This is a genomic window from Shinella sp. (assembly GCF_035998705.1).
In the GTDB taxonomy this organism is placed as follows: Bacteria; Pseudomonadota; Alphaproteobacteria; order Rhizobiales; family Rhizobiaceae; genus Shinella.
Genome location: NZ_DASYHH010000022.1, coordinates 318,179 through 330,926, shown reverse-complemented (window position 1 = coordinate 330,926; position 12,748 = coordinate 318,179). Strand labels below are relative to the sequence as shown.

Annotated in this window: 16 protein-coding genes; all 16 read left to right on the top strand. The window is 63.3% G+C overall.

Translation table 11 applies throughout. The features are described 5' to 3' along the window. The first annotated feature begins 222 nt into the window (after positions 1–222). Positions 223–1,125 carry a branched-chain amino acid ABC transporter permease gene (locus VGN93_RS18310; protein ID WP_319321262.1) on the top strand — a complete coding sequence of 301 codons (903 nt, stop codon included), beginning with the start codon at positions 223–225 and terminating at the stop codon, positions 1,123–1,125. 3 nt (positions 1,126–1,128) lie between these two features. Further along, positions 1,129–2,520, top strand: a complete 1,392-nt coding sequence (gene livM, locus VGN93_RS18305; RefSeq protein ID WP_327508576.1) for a high-affinity branched-chain amino acid ABC transporter permease LivM — start codon at positions 1,129–1,131, stop codon at positions 2,518–2,520. 8 nt (positions 2,521–2,528) lie between these two features. Then, positions 2,529–3,443 carry an ABC transporter ATP-binding protein gene (locus VGN93_RS18300; RefSeq protein WP_319321368.1) on the top strand — a complete coding sequence of 305 codons (915 nt, stop codon included), beginning with the start codon at positions 2,529–2,531 and terminating at the stop codon, positions 3,441–3,443. Then, positions 3,440–4,168, top strand: coding sequence for an ABC transporter ATP-binding protein (locus VGN93_RS18295; protein WP_319321370.1), 729 nt, complete (start codon positions 3,440–3,442; stop codon positions 4,166–4,168). Before VGN93_RS18300 ends, VGN93_RS18295 begins: the two co-directional genes overlap by 4 nt. Before the next feature lie 21 nt (positions 4,169–4,189). Next, a complete protein-coding gene (locus VGN93_RS18290) occupies positions 4,190–4,534 on the top strand; it encodes a DUF6867 family protein (RefSeq protein WP_319321268.1) in 345 nt (114 codons plus the stop codon). Between the two features lie 113 nt (positions 4,535–4,647). Then, on the top strand, positions 4,648–5,766 hold the full coding sequence (locus tag VGN93_RS18285) for a branched-chain amino acid ABC transporter substrate-binding protein (RefSeq protein WP_319321271.1): 1,119 nt from the start codon (positions 4,648–4,650) through the stop codon (positions 5,764–5,766). A 138-nt stretch (positions 5,767–5,904) separates the two neighbouring features. Then, the gene (locus VGN93_RS18280; protein ID WP_327508575.1) at positions 5,905–6,756 is read left to right on the top strand and encodes an urease accessory protein UreD; all 852 of its coding nucleotides are present in this window, start codon (positions 5,905–5,907) and stop codon (positions 6,754–6,756) included. A 95-nt stretch (positions 6,757–6,851) separates the two neighbouring features. Further along, the gene (locus tag VGN93_RS18275) at positions 6,852–7,154 is read left to right on the top strand and encodes an urease subunit gamma (protein ID WP_256121068.1); all 303 of its coding nucleotides are present in this window, start codon (positions 6,852–6,854) and stop codon (positions 7,152–7,154) included. Positions 7,155–7,158: 4 nt separating this feature from the next. Continuing rightward, positions 7,159–7,413 carry a DUF1272 domain-containing protein gene (locus tag VGN93_RS18270; RefSeq protein WP_327508574.1) on the top strand — a complete coding sequence of 85 codons (255 nt, stop codon included), beginning with the start codon at positions 7,159–7,161 and terminating at the stop codon, positions 7,411–7,413. Between the two features lie 10 nt (positions 7,414–7,423). Continuing rightward, positions 7,424–7,729: an urease subunit beta gene (locus tag VGN93_RS18265; RefSeq protein ID WP_327508573.1), complete on the top strand. Its 306-nt coding sequence runs from the start codon at positions 7,424–7,426 to the stop codon at positions 7,727–7,729. A gap of 1 nt (position 7,730) precedes the next feature. Next, positions 7,731–8,162, top strand: a complete 432-nt coding sequence (locus tag VGN93_RS18260; RefSeq protein ID WP_327508572.1) for a lysozyme inhibitor LprI family protein — start codon at positions 7,731–7,733, stop codon at positions 8,160–8,162. A 57-nt stretch (positions 8,163–8,219) separates the two neighbouring features. After that, on the top strand, positions 8,220–8,816 hold the full coding sequence (locus VGN93_RS18255) for a Urease operon accessory protein (RefSeq protein WP_327508907.1): 597 nt from the start codon (positions 8,220–8,222) through the stop codon (positions 8,814–8,816). 3 nt (positions 8,817–8,819) lie between these two features. Further along, entirely contained in the window at positions 8,820–10,526 is a 1,707-nt protein-coding gene (ureC, locus tag VGN93_RS18250) for an urease subunit alpha (protein ID WP_327508571.1), read from the top strand. A 93-nt stretch (positions 10,527–10,619) separates the two neighbouring features. After that, the gene (locus VGN93_RS18245) at positions 10,620–11,453 is read left to right on the top strand and encodes a GGDEF domain-containing protein (RefSeq protein WP_327508570.1); all 834 of its coding nucleotides are present in this window, start codon (positions 10,620–10,622) and stop codon (positions 11,451–11,453) included. Positions 11,454–11,610: 157 nt separating this feature from the next. Beyond that, positions 11,611–12,081 carry an urease accessory protein UreE gene (gene ureE, locus VGN93_RS18240; protein ID WP_327508569.1) on the top strand — a complete coding sequence of 157 codons (471 nt, stop codon included), beginning with the start codon at positions 11,611–11,613 and terminating at the stop codon, positions 12,079–12,081. Beyond that, positions 12,053–12,742: an urease accessory protein UreF gene (locus tag VGN93_RS18235; protein ID WP_327508568.1), complete on the top strand. Its 690-nt coding sequence runs from the start codon at positions 12,053–12,055 to the stop codon at positions 12,740–12,742. Before ureE ends, VGN93_RS18235 begins: the two co-directional genes overlap by 29 nt. Positions 12,743–12,748: the final 6 nt, after the last annotated feature.

Here is a 12,748-nt window from a genome sequence, read left to right as displayed (position 1 = left end):
CCATTTCAGGCAAGGGTGCGGCATTTCCTGCCGATTTTTTGGTTTCCCTGGCGTTAAATGCGTCATTTAACCGTTCTTGCCAAAGAAATTGTCGATCCCGGCTTTTTGGGCTTCCCTTTTGTATCGAAAGCGGTATGGAATCCTCCCTGTCTAACAAGCGCAAAAAAGAGCGTTAAGAACAAGAGATGTGGCCGATCAGGAACCGCATCCGGGGGATTGCAAATGGAATATTTTGTCCAGCAGCTCGTCAACGGGCTGACGCTTGGATCTATCTATGGTTTGATAGCCATCGGCTACACCATGGTTTACGGCATCATCGGCATGATCAATTTCGCCCATGGCGATATCTTCATGCTGGGCGGTTTCGCCGCTCTCATCGTCTTTCTCCTCCTTACCAGCCTGTTTGCCGGCCTTCCGGTCGTCCTTCTGCTGCTGGTCATGATCATCGCCGCCATGTTGACGGCGTCGTTGTGGAACTGGACGATCGAAAAGGTGGCCTATAGGCCGCTGCGCGGCTCGTTCCGCCTGGCGCCGCTGATCACCGCAATCGGCATGTCGATCGCGCTCTCGAACTTCATCCAGGTCACGCAGGGTCCGCGCAACAAGCCGATCCCGCCGATGGTGTCGTCGGTCTACAACGTCTTCGGCATCTCGATCTCGCTGAAGCAGATCATCATCATGCTCCTGACGATCGTCCTCTTGACCACCTTCTGGTACATCGTCAACAAAACCTCGCTCGGTCGCGCCCAGCGCGCCACCGAACAGGACCGCAAGATGGCGGCGCTGCTCGGCATCGACGTCGATCGCACGATCTCCGTGACCTTCATCATGGGGGCCTCGCTCGCGGCCGTCGCCGGGACGATGTACCTGATGTATTACGGCGTGACGGTGTTCACCGACGGCTTCGTGCCGGGCGTCAAGGCCTTCACGGCCGCGGTTCTGGGCGGCATCGGCTCGCTGCCGGGCGCTGTTCTCGGTGGCCTGCTCATCGGCCTCATCGAGGGTCTGTGGTCCGCCTATTTCACCATCGACTACAAGGACGTCGCGACGTTCTCCATCCTCGCCATCGTCCTGATCTTCAAGCCGTCCGGTATTCTCGGACGACCGGAAGTCGAGAAGGTTTGATCCATGACCAACATTTCCAACACGTCTGAGCGCGCCGGCGGGAACCTGACGGCGCAGGCTCTGTGCGAGGGCTTTTATGCCGGTGTCATCTCGCTCGGCCTCTTCGTCCTCTTCGTCGGTCTCGAGACCACGCAGAACATCCGCAACGAGCTTGTGCTGAACCAGCGCTGGGGGCTGCTCGCGGTCTTCGTGATCGTCGCCGCCGTCGGCCGCTTCCTCACCGTCGCCTACCTCCGCCCCTGGATGGCCGCCCGCAAGGCTGCCGCCTCGGCAAAGGCAACGGGCGACACGGAAGAAAGCTTCTTCAAGCGCAATTTCAGCAAGATCGCCATCGTTGCACTGATCTTCTACCCGCCGCTCATGGTCATGCTCTTCGGCGTGCAGGGCTCGCTGAAGTGGGTCGACAATTTCGGCATCCAGATCCTCATCTACGTGATGCTCGCCTGGGGCCTGAACATCGTGGTCGGTCTCGCAGGCCTGCTCGACCTCGGCTACGTCGCCTTCTATGCGGTGGGTGCCTATTCCTACGCGCTGCTGTCGCAGCAGTTCGGCTTCTCCTTCTGGGTGCTTCTGCCGCTCGCCGGGATTCTCGCCGCCTTCTGGGGCATGATCCTCGGCTTCCCGGTGCTGCGGCTCAAGGGCGACTATCTCGCCATCGTGACGCTCGCCTTCGGGGAAATCATCCGCCTGGTGCTCATCAACTGGACGGAAGTCACCCGCGGCACCTTCGGCGTCTCCGGCATTCCGAAGGCCTCGGTCTTCGGCATCTGGTCCTTCGACGTCAGCGCGCCGAACAACTTCGCCAAGGTCTTCGACCTGCCGATGTCGTCGGCCTACTATAAGATCTTCCTGTTCTATCTCATCCTGGCGCTGGCACTGCTGACCGCCTATGTGACGATCAAGCTGCGCCGCATGCCGATCGGCCGTGCCTGGGAAGCGCTGCGTGAAGACGAGATCGCCTGCCGCTCGCTCGGCATCAACACGGTGACGACGAAGCTGACGGCCTTTTCCATCGGCGCGATGTTCGGCGGTTTTGCCGGCTCGTTCTTCGCCGTGCGCCAGGGCTTCGTCTCGCCGGAAAGCTTCGTCTTCCTCGAATCGGCGATCATCCTCGCCATCGTGGTTCTCGGCGGCATGGGCTCGCTCATCGGCATCGCGGTCGCAGCGACGGTGATGATCGGTGGCACGGAGCTGCTGCGTGAAATGCAGTTCCTGAAGCAGATCTTCGGACCTGACTTCACGCCGGAACTCTATCGCATGCTGATCTTCGGTCTGGCGATGGTCGTCGTCATGGTCTGGAAACCGCGTGGCTTCGTCGGAAGCCGGGAGCCGACCGCATTCCTCAAGGAACGCAAGGTGGTTTCCGGCACCTTCACCAAGGAAGGGCACGGTTGATGGCCTCCATGACGAATGTGACGGCGACGAATACGGTAGCGACGAACACCATGACGAACGATCCCATCCTCACGGTCGAGCATCTCTCGATGCGCTTCGGCGGCCTGATGGCCATCAACGACCTCTCCTTCCAGGCGGCGCGCGGCGAGATCACGGCCCTCATCGGCCCGAACGGCGCCGGCAAGACCACGGTCTTCAACTGCATCACCGGCTTCTACAAGCCGACGATGGGCATGATCACCATGCACCAGAAGGCCGGCAAGACCTTCCTTCTGGAGCGCATGACCGACTTCGAGATCACCCGCGATGCCAAGGTGGCGCGGACCTTCCAGAACATCCGGCTGTTTTCCGGCCTGACGGTTCTGGAAAACCTGCTCGTCGCACAGCACAACATGCTGATGAAGGCGTCGGGTTATACGATCCTCGGCCTGCTCGGCTTTCCGACCTACAAAAAGGCTTCGGCGCAGTCGATCGAGATCGCCAGGTACTGGCTGGACAAGGCGAACCTCACCGCGCGTGCCGACGATCCCGCCGGCGATCTTCCCTATGGTGCCCAGCGTCGCCTGGAAATCGCCCGTGCCATGTGCACGGGGCCGGAATTCCTGTGCCTCGACGAACCGGCGGCGGGCCTCAACCCGCGCGAATCGTTGGCGCTCAACGAGTTGCTGCGCTCGATCCGCAAGGATAGCGGCGCGTCGATCCTGCTCATCGAGCATGACATGTCGGTGGTCATGGAAATCTCCGACCACGTGGTCGTGCTCGAATACGGCCAGAAGATTTCCGACGGCACGCCGGACCATGTGAAGAACGATCCGAAGGTTATCGCGGCCTATCTCGGTGTTGAAGATGATGAGGTCGAAGAGGTGATCGAAGAGATCGAGGTGATCGCGGAGAGCGAAGGCCCGCAGGGAGGTTCGCACTGATGAGCGAGACACTTCTCAGCGTAAAGGGCGTGGAAACCTACTACGGCAATATCCGCGCGCTCGCCGGTGTCGATGTTGAGGTCAGGAAGGGCGAGATCGTCAGCCTGATCGGCGCGAACGGTGCGGGCAAGTCAACGCTCATGATGACGATCTGCGGCAGCCCGCAGGCGCGCTCCGGCTCGGTCGTCTTCGACGGCGAGGACATTACGCGCGTGCCGACGCATCTGATCGCGCGCCGCCGCATCGCGCAGTCACCGGAAGGCCGCCGCATCTTTCCGCGCATGACGGTCTATGAAAACCTTCAGATGGGCGCCAGCCTCGACAATCTGAAATATTTCGACGAGGACGTGGAGAAGATTTTTACGCTCTTCCCGCGCCTCAAGGAACGCCAGGCCCAGCGCGGCGGCACGCTTTCGGGTGGTGAGCAGCAGATGCTGTCCATCGGCCGCGCGCTGATGGCGCGCCCGAAGCTGCTGCTTCTCGACGAGCCGTCGCTCGGCCTTGCGCCGCTGATCGTCAAGCAGATCTTCGACGCCATCAAGGTCTTGAACAAGGAACAGGGTCTCACCGTGTTCCTCGTCGAGCAGAACGCCTTTGCCGCACTCAAACTCTCCGACCGGGCCTATGTGATGGTCAACGGCCAGGTGACGATGAGCGGTTCGGGCAAGGAACTTCTGGCCAATCCGGAAGTGCGCGCCGCCTATCTCGAAGGCGGTCGCCACTAGGGCGGTCGAGAGGAGAAAAAAATGCAGGGAATTCTCTACGAAGAACCGTCCATCTGGCAGTTCCTGTTCATCACCGTCATTATGGGTGGTTGGACTGCCTGGCGCACTGGCAAGAGCGTTGCGGAGAACTGGCAGAACTACACGACGTTGCTGATCTACGTGGCGCTGCTCGGTGTGGCGATCCGTTTCATCCACCACGCCCTGTTCCACGGCAGCATGCTGACGTTCCAGTACTATATCGTGGACACCGTCGTGCTTTTGTTGTTTGCTACGCTCGGCTACCGCTACTATCGCACGCGGCAGATGACCAACAACTACTACTGGCTCTATGAAAAGGCGTCGCTTTTTTCATGGAAGTCTAAATAACCAGAGGGAACTCCGCGACCGGCTCTTGGCCGCGGGATAAGCATATCGGCGCAATGATGCGGGTGTTGCGACCGGTTGAAAACGAGCCCGCTTTTAATTTTGGGAGTAACACAATGAAGAAGTCTCTCCTGTCGGCCGTTGCTTTGGCTGCAATGGTCGCATTCAGCGGCAACGCATGGGCCGACATTCTGATCGGCGTCGGCGGCCCGCTGACCGGCCCGAACGCCGCTTTCGGCGCACAGCTCCAGAAGGGTGCCGAGCAGGCTGCTGCCGACATCAACGCAGCTGGCGGCATCAACGGCGAGCAGGTCAAGATCGTGCTCGGCGACGACGTTTCAGACCCGAAGCAGGGCGTTTCCGTTGCCAACAAGTTCGTTGCTGACGGCGTGAAGTTCGTTGTCGGCCACTTCAACTCGGGCGTTTCCATCCCGGCTTCGGAAATCTACGCCGAGAACGGCGTCCTGCAGATCTCGCCGGCCTCGACCAACCCGACCTACACCGAGCGTGGCCTGTGGAACACCTTCCGTACCTGCGGTCGTGACGACCAGCAGGGCGCTGTAGCCGGTGCCTTCATCGCCGCAAACTTCAAGGACGGCAAGGTTGCCGTTCTGCACGACAAGACGCCTTACGGCCAGGGTCTCGCAGACGAAACCAAGAAGGCGACGAACGAAGCCGGCATCACGGAAGTCCTCTACGAAGGCGTCAACGTCGGCGACAAGGATTTCTCCGCTCTCATCGCCAAGATGAAGGAAGCCGGCGTCACCGTCGTCTATTGGGGCGGCCTGCACACCGAGTTCGGCCTCATCGAACGCCAGGCTGCCGACCAGGGCCTGAAGGCTCAGTTCATCTCGGGCGACGGTATCGTCTCGAACGAACTGGCTTCCATCGCCGGCGACGCCGTTGACGGCACGCTGATGACCTTCGCTCCGGACCCGCGCAAGAACGCAGCTGCCAAGGACCTCGTCGAGAAGTTCCGCGCAGCCGGCTTCGAGCCGGAAGCCTACACGCTCTACGCTTATGCCGCCGTTCAGGTCATCGCTGAAGGCGCCAAGGCTGCCGGTGGCATCGACCCGCAGGCTGTTGCTGAAGCCATCAAGTCGAAGGGTCCGTTCCAGACCGCCATCGGCGAACTCGGCTTCGACGAAAAGGGCGACATCACCCGTCCGGACTACGTCATGTACACCTGGAAGAAGGGTGAAGACGGCAAGTACACCTACGTCGAGAACGAATAATCGTCTCTCGCGGAACGGGCGGCACATGCATGCCGCCCGACCGTCTCAGCTTCCAGCCCGGCCTTCGCGCCGGGCTTTTTTATGGCGACCCGGAGGAGAGCGCTTGCGCGGGAGGCCAGCATCGGAGAACCTGCCGGCATGAATGCATCCTTGAAACAATCGCCTGTTCACGAAGGAGAAGCCGCTTCCCCCCGCCCGCAACGCGCACGCGGGCAGGGCCGGCTTGCCGCGAAGGCATCGGCGGGCGGCACGCGCCTCGACGTGCTCTATCAGGACGGTTGCGCCAAAATCCGACTGCCAAGGACCTTCGACGGCACGATGGAGGCGGTGCTGATCAACACGGCAGGCGGGCTGACGGGCGGCGACCGCATCGACTGGTCTCTTTCGGCCACGGCGGGCACGCGCCTGACAGCGACGACGCAGGCCTGCGAGCGGATCTACAAGGCGAGCGCCTCCACCGCGACGGTTGAGACGCGCATCGAGGTCGGCCCCGGCGCGCGGGTGGACTGGCTGCCGCAGGAAACCATTCTCTTCGATCGCTCCTCGCTCACGCGCCGGCTGGAGGTCGACCTTGCGGAAGACGCGCGCTTCCTGGCGGTCGAGGCGATCCTGCTTGGCCGCAAGGCGATGGGCGAGCAGGTGGAAACGGGGCTTTTCCGCGATCGCTGGCGCATCCGCCGCGCTGGCAGGCTGATCCATGCGGAAGAGGCCTGCCTTGAGGGCGATGTGGCGTCGCTGACGGGGGAGCGGGCGGTGCTGGCCGGCGCGCGCGCCTTTGCCACGGTGCTCTTTTGCGGGCCTGAGGCGGAAGCCCATCTGGAGCCGCTGCGCCGGCTTTTGGGCGAAACCGATGGCGGCGTCAGCCATTGGCAGGACAAGCTCGTCGCGCGCCTGGTGGCCGACGACGGCTTCGCCTTGAGAAAAAAACTGCTCCTGCTTATTTCGCACTTGCGTAACGGCGCGAGCGTGCCGAAAGTCTGGACTCTGTAACGCACGCCGTGCGCCCCACCTTCCTGTTTTGCGTATGTCGCGCGCGCAAAACCTTTGCATAGTAGGCGCGATCGGAATCAAGCGATGGACCGCCCATGAATCTCACTCCCCGCGAAAAGGATAAACTGCTGATTGCCATGGCGGCGATCGTGGCACGCAGGCGGCTGGAGCGCGGCGTGAAGCTCAACCATCCCGAGGCGATCGCGCTGATCAGCGATTTCGTCGTCGAGGGTGCGCGCGACGGCCGCTCCGTCGCCGACCTCATGGAGGCGGGCGCCCATGTGCTGACGCGCGACCAGGTGATGGAGGGCATCCCGGAGATGATCCACGACATCCAGGTGGAAGCGACTTTTCCCGATGGCACGAAGCTCGTGACCGTGCACGAACCGATACGGTAGGACCATGCTGGAACTCAGGCCCAACTGCGAATGCTGCGACCGTGATCTTTCGCCGGAAAGCCCGGACGCGATGATCTGCACCTTCGAATGCACGTTCTGCGCCGATTGCGTGACGGACGTTCTCGGCGGCGCCTGCCCGAATTGCGGCGGCGACTTTACGCGCCGGCCGGTGCGGCCGGCGGCGCTGCTCAAAAAATATCCCGCATCCACCAAGCGGGTCCTGAAAGCCGAAGGCTGCGGACCGGCAAAGGCCGCGTGAGAGGAAAACCATGATCCCGGGTGAAATCATCGCTGCGAGCGGCGACATCGAACTCAATGCCGGCCTGCCGGTGACCACGCTCGACGTTGCCAATACCGGCGACAGGCCGATCCAGGTCGGCAGCCATTACCATTTCTACGAAACCAATGCGGGGCTCGCCTTCGACCGCGAGACGACCCGCGGGCTGCGCCTCGACATCCCCGCCGGCACGGCGGTGCGCTTCGAGCCGGGGCAGACACGCACCGTCCGTCTCATCCCGTTTACCGGCAAGCGCGAGATCTACGGTTTCCGCCAGAGCGTTATGGGAAAACTCTGACATGGCTTTGCCTTTCCGCATCCTGCTTGCTTCTGCTGCCGTCCTCCTCTCGGCCTCCTTTGCGGCCGCGCAGGATAACGAGCCGGAGGTGGACTGCGACAACGCCATGACGCAGATGGACATGAACATCTGCGCCCATCGCGACTACGAGACCGCCGATAGGGAGCTGAACGCCGCCTACAGGAAGGCGATGGATGCGGCGCGCGAGATGGACGTGCAGGCCAAGGATATGGGCGAGCACTATGTCGGCGCCGTCGATGCGCTGAAGCGCGCGCAGCGCGCCTGGATCGGCTATCGCGACGGCCAGTGCGAGCTGGCCGGCTTCGGCGCGCGCGGCGGCTCGATGGAGCCGATGCTGGTTTCCGGCTGCCTTGCCGATCTCACGCAGAAGCGCACGGCGGAACTGAAAACCGTCTACGAATCGGAAAACTGAGGGCCATCGGTGTCGCGCAGCATCGCCATCGTCGGAAACGGCAGCATCCCGGAAGGGATGGCGGGGGCGATCGATTCCGCCGACCTGGTGATCCGCTTCAACGATTGCCGCTCGGCGGAACGTGGCGGGCGGAAGACCGACGTCGTCGCCGTCTGCAATACCGGCCGCCCGGCGCTCGGCATGCTCGGCGGCGGGCGCTGGAAGGCGAGCGAGCCGGTGCAGCAGGCGCATGAATTCTGGTGCGTGCGGGCCTCGGAGATGTTCGCCGCCATGCGCGCGCCGCTTGCCATAAACCATCCCGACCTCGACGATTTCTGCGACGACTACACGATCGGCTTCGAAACCTTCGCCCGCGCCACCGGCCGGCGGGTGAGCGTCGTTCCGGCCGCGTCCCACCAGGCGCTCGACGCCGCACTTTCGGCCTTCGATCCGTCGCCCTATGTGGTGCCGAGCTCGGGCCTGATCGTCATTGCCCATGTGCTCGACGCGATCGCCGGGGAAGGCGACCGCGTCGTGATTGCCGGCTTCGGCCACGAGGGCTGGTTATGGCATCCCTTTGCCGCGGAGCGGCGCTGGGTGGATGCGCAAATCGCCGCCGGCCGCCTCGAACGTCTCGACCACCAGAACACGACACCTGCCTCCCGGGGAACCTGAACCATGTCCTACAGAATGTCCCGCGCCGCCTATGCCAACATGTTCGGCCCGACCACGGGCGACAAGGTGCGGCTTGCCGATACCGAGCTCTTCGCCGAGGTGGAGAAGGATTTCACCACCTATGGCGACGAGGTGAAGTTCGGCGGTGGCAAGGTCATTCGCGACGGCATGGGCCAGAGCCAGGCGACACGTGCCGAGGGCGCCGTGGATACCGTCATCACCAATGCGCTGATCATCGACCACAGCGGCATCTTCAAGGCCGATGTCGGTCTCAAGAACGGCTGCATCGCGGGTCTTGGCAAGGCCGGCAACCCGGATACACAGCCGGGCGTCACCATCATCGTCGGCCCCTCGACGGAGGTGATCGCCGGCGAGGGAAAAATCCTGACGGCGGGCGGCATGGATGCCCATATCCACTATATCTGCCCGCAGCAGATCGAGGGCGCGCTGGCAAGCGGCATCACCACGATGCTCGGCGGCGGCTCCGGCCCGGCGCATGGCACGCTCGCGACGACCTGCACCGGCGCCTGGCATATCGAGCGCATGATCGAGAGTTTCGACGCCTTCCCGATGAACCTCTCGATCGCCGGCAAGGGCAATGCCTCGCTTCCCGCGCCCATCGAGGAGATGGTCAAGGCCGGCGCCTCGTCGCTGAAGCTGCACGAGGACTGGGGCACGACGCCTGCGGCGATCGATTGCTGCCTTTCCGTCGCCGACGAATATGACGTGCAGGTGATGATCCACACGGACACGCTCAACGAAAGCGGCTTCGTCGAGGATACGATCGACGCCATCAAGGGCCGCACCATCCACGCCTTCCACACGGAAGGGGCGGGCGGCGGCCATGCACCGGACATCATAAAAATCTGCGGCCAGGCCAACGTCATCCCGTCCTCGACCAACCCGACGCGGCCCTACACGGTCAACACGATCGCCGAGCATCTCGACATGCTGATGGTCTGCCATCACCTGTCGTCGTCGATCCCGGAGGACATCGCTTTCGCCGAAAGCCGCATCCGCAAGGAGACCATCGCGGCCGAGGACATCCTGCACGATATCGGCGCCTTCTCGATCATCTCCTCCGACAGCCAGGCGATGGGCCGCGTCGGGGAGGTGGCGATCCGCACCTGGCAGACCGCCGACAAGATGAAGCGCCAGCGCGGCAGGCTCCCCGGCGAGACGGGCGACAACGACAACCTGCGCATCCGCCGCTACATCGCCAAATACACGATCAACCCGGCGATCGCCCAGGGCCTCAGCCATGAGATCGGCTCCATCGAGGTCGGCAAGCGGGCGGACCTCGTGCTTTGGAACCCGGCCTTCTTCGGCGTGAAGCCCGACATGGTGCTCTTGGGCGGCTCGATCACCATGGCGCCGATGGGCGATCCGAATGCCTCGATCCCGACGCCGCAGCCGGTGCATTACCGGCCGATGTTCGGCGCCTTCGGCAAGATGCGCACCAATTCCTCCGTCACCTTCGTCTCGCAGGCGGCGATCGATCTCGGCCTGCGCGAGCGCCTCGGCGTCGCCAAACAGCTCCTGCCGGTGCGCAACACGCGAAAAATCTCCAAGGCCTCGATGATCCTCAACGACCTGACACCGCATATCGAGGTGGATCCGGAGACCTACGAGGTGCGCGCGGATGGTGAACTCTTGACTTGCGAGCCTGCGACCGTGCTGCCGATGGCGCAGCGCTACTTTCTTTTCTAGCCTCAAAACGGGACAGTTAAACTTGTACCGACCGCTTTAGACGAATCTGAAAGAAAGTCGCGTAATATCCTTCCGTTCAAGATGGAGAGATTTATGCGTGGCAGGCTGGCCCTTTGGCTGAGGGCCCAGTGGGAGGTCGGTGTCTTCCGGACACGGGCCGACATTTCGACTTTCGTGCTGAACACCGTACTGGTGGCGATCACGCTTGCCACCGCCACCTATCTCATGGCCGCGGCAATCCTCACGACTTTCAACATTTTTCCCTATCCTTTCAGCGAAACGCTCGGCTTCGGCACCTCCACGACGGTGATGATCGCGTCGAGCGTGTCGGCGCTGCTCGCCTGGCTTCTGGGCACCGCGATCCACGAAATGGCGCTGTCGCGCGCGGAATTCGAGCGGTTGAGCCGGCTCGATCCGCTGTCGGGCCTGTTCAACCGGCGCGCTTTCGCCGAGGAGATGGTGGCGGCGAACGTTAACGGTTTCTTCGTTTTGTTCGACGTCGACCGCTTCAAAGCCATCAACGACGGTCATGGCCATGCGGCGGGCGACGAGGTCATCGTCGCCATTGCCGAGGAGCTGCAACGGGTCTTTGCGCCCACCCATCTCGTCGGTCGTTTCGGCGGCGAAGAGTTCGCCGTCTTCATCCATGGCGAGGACCGCGGCGATTGCGGCCTGCTGGTCGAGGAGGCGCGTCGCTCCGTCGCCGCGCGCCGGGTCGAGACCGCCCATGGCACGGTTGCCGTCACCATGTCGGCCGGTATCGCCGACCGGCCGGCGGACCGCCCGTTCGACGCGGTCTTCGAGGCGGCAGACCACGCGCTCTACCTCGCCAAGTCGCTTGGCCGCGACCGGGCGATTCACGAGGACGAGGGCGAAGGCCTGCTGGAGCCGAGCCGCCGTGTCGCGGTGGGCGGGCGTCGGCGTTAAGCATTTCCAGCAAAAGTGTGAAACGGTTTTGCGTTCGGAAATGCGAAGGCAAGTCGGCACCTACGGCAAATGACGTAGGTCGCCGTTTCGACGGTTTCCTTGGCCGGGCAAACATGCTTTTCTCGCCGCCACATCCATCGACACCCGAGGTCGCCTCTTGCCCTATCGCTCAACGGAAATCCTGCCGCACGGAACCGGCGGAAACCGCACGCCCATCGATGTCGTCGTGCTGTCGCACGACCAGCGCCATGTGCGCCGCAAGCTCCTGCACATGCAGCATGACGACGTCGTCATGCTCGACCTGAAGGAGCCGGTGCAGCTTTCCCATGGCGACCTGCTGCTCGCCGAGTCAGGCGAGGTGATCGAGGTGATCGCGGCGGAGGAAGCGCTCTACGAGGTGACGCCGAAGGACCGCACGCACCTCGTCGAACTCGCCTGGCATCTCGGCAACCGCCACCTGCCGGCCGAATTCGCGGAGGGGCGCATCCTCATCCTGCGCGACCACGTCATCCGCGACATGCTGACCGGGCTCGGCGCGTCGGTGCGCGAGGTGTCGGAACCCTTCCATCCGCTGCGCGGCGCCTATCACGGCACGGGACATGGCCATCACCACCACGACCATGGCTGAGACGGCATCGCCCGTCGCGCTGGTGCGGCTGATGACATGGCTGTCGCCGGCCTTCCCGGTCGGAGCCTTCTCCTATTCCGGCGGGCTGGAACAGGCGGTGAGCGACGGCGACATCTGCGATGCCGCGACGTTGCGCGACTGGCTCGCGAGCCTTCTGGCGCATGGCAACCTCTGGAACGACGCCGTGTTGTTCGCCGAGGCGCATCGTATCGCCGACGACCGCGGGCGACTGGCGGATGTTGCAGCCCTGGCGGAGGCGCTTGCGGGCTCGGCGGAGCGGCATCGCGAGACGATGTTGCAGGGCGAGGCCTTTCTTGCCGCGGCGTCGAGCTGGCCGCATCCGGTGCTGGAGGCGCTGGACAGGGCAGCCTACCCGGTGGCCGTCGGCGCCGTTTCCGGCGCGCATGGTATAACAGCCGAGGCAGCACTTGCAGCCTATCTGCATGCGGTCGTTTCGAACCTCGTCTCGGTCGCCATTCGCTGCGGCGTCATCGGCCAGCGGGACGGAGTGGCGACGCTGGCGGGGCTGGAAGCGCGCATCGTCGAGCTTGCGGCAACGGCGTCGGCGTCGACGCTCGACGACCTCGGCTCGTCGACCATCCGCGCCGATATAACGAGCCTTCGGCACGAGACGCTTTCGACCCGGCTGTTTCGCTCATGAGCCCGG